Below are 5,250 nucleotides of genomic sequence, written 5' to 3'. Positions count from 1 at the left end.
GCGGGGAACGGTCGAGGCCCCTGGTGGAATGCCGGGGCTTCGCACATGAATCAGGCCCTGCCGAGGAAATGGTTTTATGACCAGGGACTGATCTCGGTACTGGATACGGTAAGATGGCTTAAACGTTCTGCATGAACCGCCGTGGTACGGAACCGTATGCCCGGTGGTGTGAGAGGACAGGGGAGGCGACTCCCCTTCCTACTCGATACTTCAGGTTATGGTTTCATCATTACTCGGCACCAGCTCTTGGCAATATTAGATATTTTTTTAATTATCATGAGTCTAAAGTTTGCAAATCAAATTAAGCTAGGTTATTTTTGATAAATTTTAATTGTTTCTTTTTTATTAATGATTTCTTAATGGTTTTAAATTTAAATCATCATAATTTGATATGCTTTGATTTATTTTCTCTCAGGAGTGTGTGATATGAGTGGGTCGTCGAAAGATAAAAATAGAGAATCAGCAATTGCTTTACGGCCTAAAGCTCGTATATTAAAAACTTTGGGCGAAGAGTTAATTAGTAGTGAAACTGTGGCGTTAATAGAGCTTGTTTAAAATGCTTACGATGCTGATGCTGAAAACGTATTAATATCGTTCTCTGACTCCCTTGAGAAGGGAGAAGGATCGATTCATGTTGTAGATGATGGCCATGGTATGGATATGGATACAATTATTACATCTTGGATGGTAATTGCGACTTCCTCAAAGAAAGATTATAAGAAAAGCCAGAATGGAAGAAGAAGGGTTCTTGGTGAAAAGGGAATCGGTAGATTTGCTACTGCTCGAATTGCAGATGAGCTAGAGCTTTTTACTAGAACCAGTAGCCAATCCTTTAACGAATCATATGCCGTTTTTGATTGGACTCAATTTGATGATGATGAAAAATTTTTAAGTGATATTCTTTTTCTTGCGGAAGAGCAAGTTGCTACTGTAGTTACACATGATTGGTGTTTGTCAAAGTTTTTGGAAGAAAGTTGTGATGCTTCTCCACACGGTACTTATTTAAAAATGAATGGGTTAAAGCACACCTGGGAAAGGCATGACATAGAAACACTTCAGCGTGGACTTTCAAGACTTCTTTCTCCTTTCTTTGCAAAACAAGATTTTAATATATTTCTAGAGCTACCCGAAGCGTATTCTGATTTCAATTCTAAAATAGCTCCTCCAGAGATAATTAAGTATCCCCATTATATTCTCAAAGGATGGGTAAATGATAATGGAGAATATTATTTTTCTGTGAGTATTGAGGCTGAAGGTAATACTCATGAGTATAGTGGATTTTTCTATAATGTTTTAACGGCTGGCGAATGGGAGTTACATACTTCTAAGGAAACGCCAGTGAAATCAGAGTTTACAGAATATGAAAGGTTAGTTGATAGCGGTCCATTTGAGTTTGAATTAAGAATTTGGGATCGCGATGAGCTTGAAAATTTAGTTCAGAAATTGGGTGGTGGTATAAGGAGTGTCAGAAAAGATTTAGATGCAATAGCCGGAGTAAATATTTACCGGGACGGCTTTCGAGTTTTACCATATGGCGAACCTAATAATGACTGGCTTAGGTTAGATATACGTCGTGTTCAAGCACCTACAAAGAGATTGTCAAATAATCAAATAACTGGCTATATAACTATTACAGCAGATAAAAATCCTAATTTGCATGATCGAAGTAACAGAGAAGGTTTGGATAATAATTCGGCATATTTTGATTTGCAAAATATTATGAGATTTTTGTTGAATGAGACCGAAAATCTTAGGTATGTATCGAAACGTGAAACTTTAAAAAAGTCAGATGATGACGATCAAAATAAAAATGGGTTATTTCAGTCTCCTGATTTTGAAAAAATATCAGCTTCTTTGAAGGACGATAAAAGTAACAAAGAAGAAACTCTTCAGCTAATTAGTAAAGCTGAAGATGATTGGAAAAAGCAAATTAAAAAGTTGCAAAGTGTATTATCGCAGTACCATGCTTTGGCAACTTTAGGTGGTATTGTTGATAAAATACTTCATGATGGTCGTCAACCTTTAGCAAAAATTCAAACTGAAGCAGGTCTTGGTTTAGAGGCTTCAGAGGATTTTATAAAAAATAATCCTGACGACGCTCAGTTCAAAATTTTTGAAAAAAGCTTTGGGAAAATAGTTAGCCACTCTACAATCCTAAGAGATGTCTTTCAGAGAGCGGAACCATTTGGCGGAAGAAAACGGGGTAGGCCAAAAAAATATTATATTGAAAGCCTTATTCAGGAAAATTTTTCAAATTATGAGCAAGAGCTTAAAGAAGCAAATGTGTCAATACATCTTCCTGAAACAAGTACGCTTGTTAGTGTTGATACCACTGAACTGTCTGAAATTTTCATAAACCTTATTACTAATAGCCTTTATTGGTTAAAATCAGTGCCTAAAGATCGTCGTAGCATACATGTGTTAGTTGAAAGAAAAAAAACGGGGGCTCTAGAAATTATCTTCTCTGATACTGGGCCTGGTATTGATGTGAAGTATAAGGATAGGGTTTTTGAGCCATACTTCTCAAAGAAACCTAATGGTGACGGTCTTGGCCTTAGTTTGGTAGGTGAGATAATACATGGATATTATAATGGTTCTGTTGAGCTGCTAGATACTGGAGTTTCTGGTGGTGCCACGTTTAGAATTTTATTGAATAAAAGAGTGTGAACTGACTATGCCTAAGTGGAAAGTGCTTTCCGTAGATGATAATTCAGAAATGCATGAAGATCTTTCTAGGATATTATCTACCAGAATGGACGATGATGAATTTGAATTTATTTTTGAAACATCATTTAGTGCTGGTTTAAAGCTTATACAGGAGAGCAAATTTGATTTTGTTTTTTTGGATGTTCATGAAGATCTTAGCGACCCTGATCCTATGGATAATCTTGAGGAAGAAGATCAGCGAGGTGAGCAGCTATTAGTGGCACTGAAGGAAACTATCTTCGTTCCTGTCATATTTTATACTGGTTATCCATCTAAAGTAGAGCATTTAAAAAGTCATGTTGTTAAAGTGGTCGAAAAAGGATCGCCTCCACAGGATATTAGAGACGCAGTTAAATCTATACTTGAAACTCGTTTACCACATTTGACTCGGTATATTGAAGATAAAAGTCGCGCTTACATTTGGGAGAATCTTGAAAAATCTCTTAACGAAACTACTACTGGTAAGATAGAGTCCGATATTGCTCTTTTAGTTGCAAGAAACCTCGCTAAAAATTTGTCACAAAATAGTATAAAAGAATTATTAGGTTGTGATACTAGTCGAATTAACCCTCTTGAAATGTATTTATTTCCCCCCGAGAAAGGTGGGTGCAATCCTGCTGATATTATTTGTCGTAAAGACGACAACACTTTATGGATGGTGCTTACTCCTGCTTGCGATTTTGTGCAAGAAAATGCTGAGAATGTTTTGTTGGCACGAGTTACGCCTCTTACAGAACATGAGCTTTATATTAATTGGGAAAATGAGTTGAAAATGTATCATGAAATACCAGAGGCTCAAAGAGGGAAAAGTAGTAAAGTTCCTGTAAATCAGGCAAGAAGTAAGGTTAAAGATATAGTTAACAATAAGCACAAAGCGAGATATAGGTTTTTAGCCGGAACTTTCTTTATTGATGATTGCATTGTTGATTTTCAGAACTTATTACATATGCCGATGGTTGAGGAGGATGGGTATAGACCAATTTGTTCGCTTGACAATCCATATAGAGAAGAATTTTTGCAAATTTTTTCTAACTATTACGGTAGAATTGGCACCCCAGATTATGCAAAAGATGAAGTGTGGAATAAGATAGATGAAAAGTTTATTTTTTAAAATATTTTTAACTAGGATGAGCTTTAGATTGAATATAAATCGTGAGCCATTTATATGGCTCATGAAATAAACGCTTCTTATTAAGAAGCAAGTTTTATTCTTTTAGTTTCAATTGATGTTATTTTTTTAAAAATAGTTTCCATAACCGGCGAGCAAACGCCGTTGCCACAAAGTTTAACCTTGTCCCGTCGGCTGCCGTGTGAGAGGAGATGTTTAGAGCCTGCACCCATAGCTTGCAGCAGCTCTGGTGGTTGTAGCATACGAAGGTATGGAGTGTCATTTTCCCATGTAACCAAGCCAAATCGGTCTATGGTAGTTACTGTGCGAAGTGGTGCATCAAGCGATTGCCAGCCTCCAGCGTAATCTGACCCGTAATAAACGATAATAAAATCTTTTCCTCTTCCCAGAGCTTCAATAGCCCTCTCTGCCCTATCGATCGTTGCTTGTGCTCTCTTTTCCCTATAAAGAGGACGGCTTTTGTAAATGCCAGACCAGTCAATAATTGAACGAGCAGAATTAACACTTTTAGGGCGTAACGCGAATAGATCTTCCTGAGTAATAACAGACCCTTGCAGGTCGCAAACCAAAAACATACGTTTGCGTGCTTGAGGAACTCCAAAATCGGCTGAATTAAGGAACAAGTCATTTACGGTATAGCCATATGACTCAATAGCGCTAACCAGCTCTTGATGCCGCCCCCACTTTTTCATCCTGTTCACATTTTCCACAATCAGCCAGCGTGGCTTCATTGTTTCGATCCAGGGAATTATGCCAATAGCTGTTTCTTTGCTTAGCTCACAACCTGGCTTGGCTCCCCGAGCGATCGAGTGAGAAGTGCACTCGGGTGAAGTTAATAGCACATCAGGCTTGTATTTTTTTGCCAGCTCAATTGGATCTAAGTCTTCGATAGGTGAGCAGATGACTTCTGCAGAAGGAAAATTGCTCTTATATGTGGATGCGGCAAGCTGCCAAGCATCAACGGCAAGAATTGGAGTAGCTCCTGCCTTGACAGCTCCCCTGGCACCAAAGCCACCACCACAAAATAGATCCACGAACTTGAGCATACAGCCTTCTTCAATTGAGACGTTTTTGTACGATGAGCCATGTTACCAGGTTTAAATTTGTCCTGCCTATTTTGTCGTGGATATATTTCGGATGAAAGGTATATTTTAAGCCCGTAGACCTTGCCTTCTGAGGCAGAGTGATTTCGACTGAATGGAGACTGAAACAACACAGCTCTTGGTGCAAAAGAGGGCATCCCCCCCAGCCGCTACGCGCTTTACTATCAACAATTGTTATTCACGGAGGAAGCATCCATGGCCATAGGCGGCTTGATAGGATTACTGGATGACATTGCCGCATTGGCGAAGTTGTCCGCAGCATCACTGGACGATGTGAGTGCCGCCGCTGGGCGGGCGACGGCGAAGGCGGCT

At 38.9% G+C, this 5,250-nt stretch carries 4 protein-coding genes and 1 pseudogene; 4 read left to right on the top strand and 1 reads right to left on the bottom strand.

Going from position 1 to position 5,250, the window contains the following annotated elements; genetic code table 11:
• Positions 1-567 precede the first annotated feature (567 nt).
• The 3 genes and pseudogenes from HALA3H3_RS27585 to HALA3H3_RS03510 form a co-directional block, all read left to right on the top strand.
• Positions 568-873 (top strand): annotated as a pseudogene (locus HALA3H3_RS27585) (ATP-binding protein); the annotation flags it as partial.
• Positions 874-1,008: 135 nt separating this feature from the next.
• Positions 1,009-2,667 (top strand): sensor histidine kinase, encoded by a 1,659-nt coding sequence (locus tag HALA3H3_RS27735; RefSeq protein WP_337589069.1) that lies wholly within the window; start codon positions 1,009-1,011, stop codon positions 2,665-2,667.
• 7 nt (positions 2,668-2,674) lie between these two features.
• The gene (locus HALA3H3_RS03510; RefSeq protein WP_022519922.1) at positions 2,675-3,817 is read left to right on the top strand and encodes a response regulator; all 1,143 of its coding nucleotides are present in this window, start codon (positions 2,675-2,677) and stop codon (positions 3,815-3,817) included.
• A gap of 80 nt (positions 3,818-3,897) precedes the next feature.
• Here the strand turns inward: HALA3H3_RS03510 and HALA3H3_RS03505 are convergent, their stop codons facing one another.
• A complete protein-coding gene (locus HALA3H3_RS03505) occupies positions 3,898-4,881 on the bottom strand; it encodes a DNA cytosine methyltransferase (RefSeq protein WP_022519921.1) in 984 nt (327 codons plus the stop codon).
• Between the two features lie 252 nt (positions 4,882-5,133).
• On the opposite strand from HALA3H3_RS03505, the gene HALA3H3_RS25955 reads away from it, so the two are divergent.
• Positions 5,134-5,250 (top strand): DUF808 family protein (locus tag HALA3H3_RS25955; protein ID WP_144410446.1); only part of this gene is annotated, 117 nt, incomplete at its 3' end.

The organism is Halomonas sp. A3H3 (assembly GCF_000982975.1).
GTDB lineage: Bacteria > Pseudomonadota > Gammaproteobacteria > Pseudomonadales > Halomonadaceae > Vreelandella > Vreelandella titanicae.
Note: the sequence above shows the minus strand (reverse complement) of the source record. Positions and strands in the feature narration are given on the sequence as shown.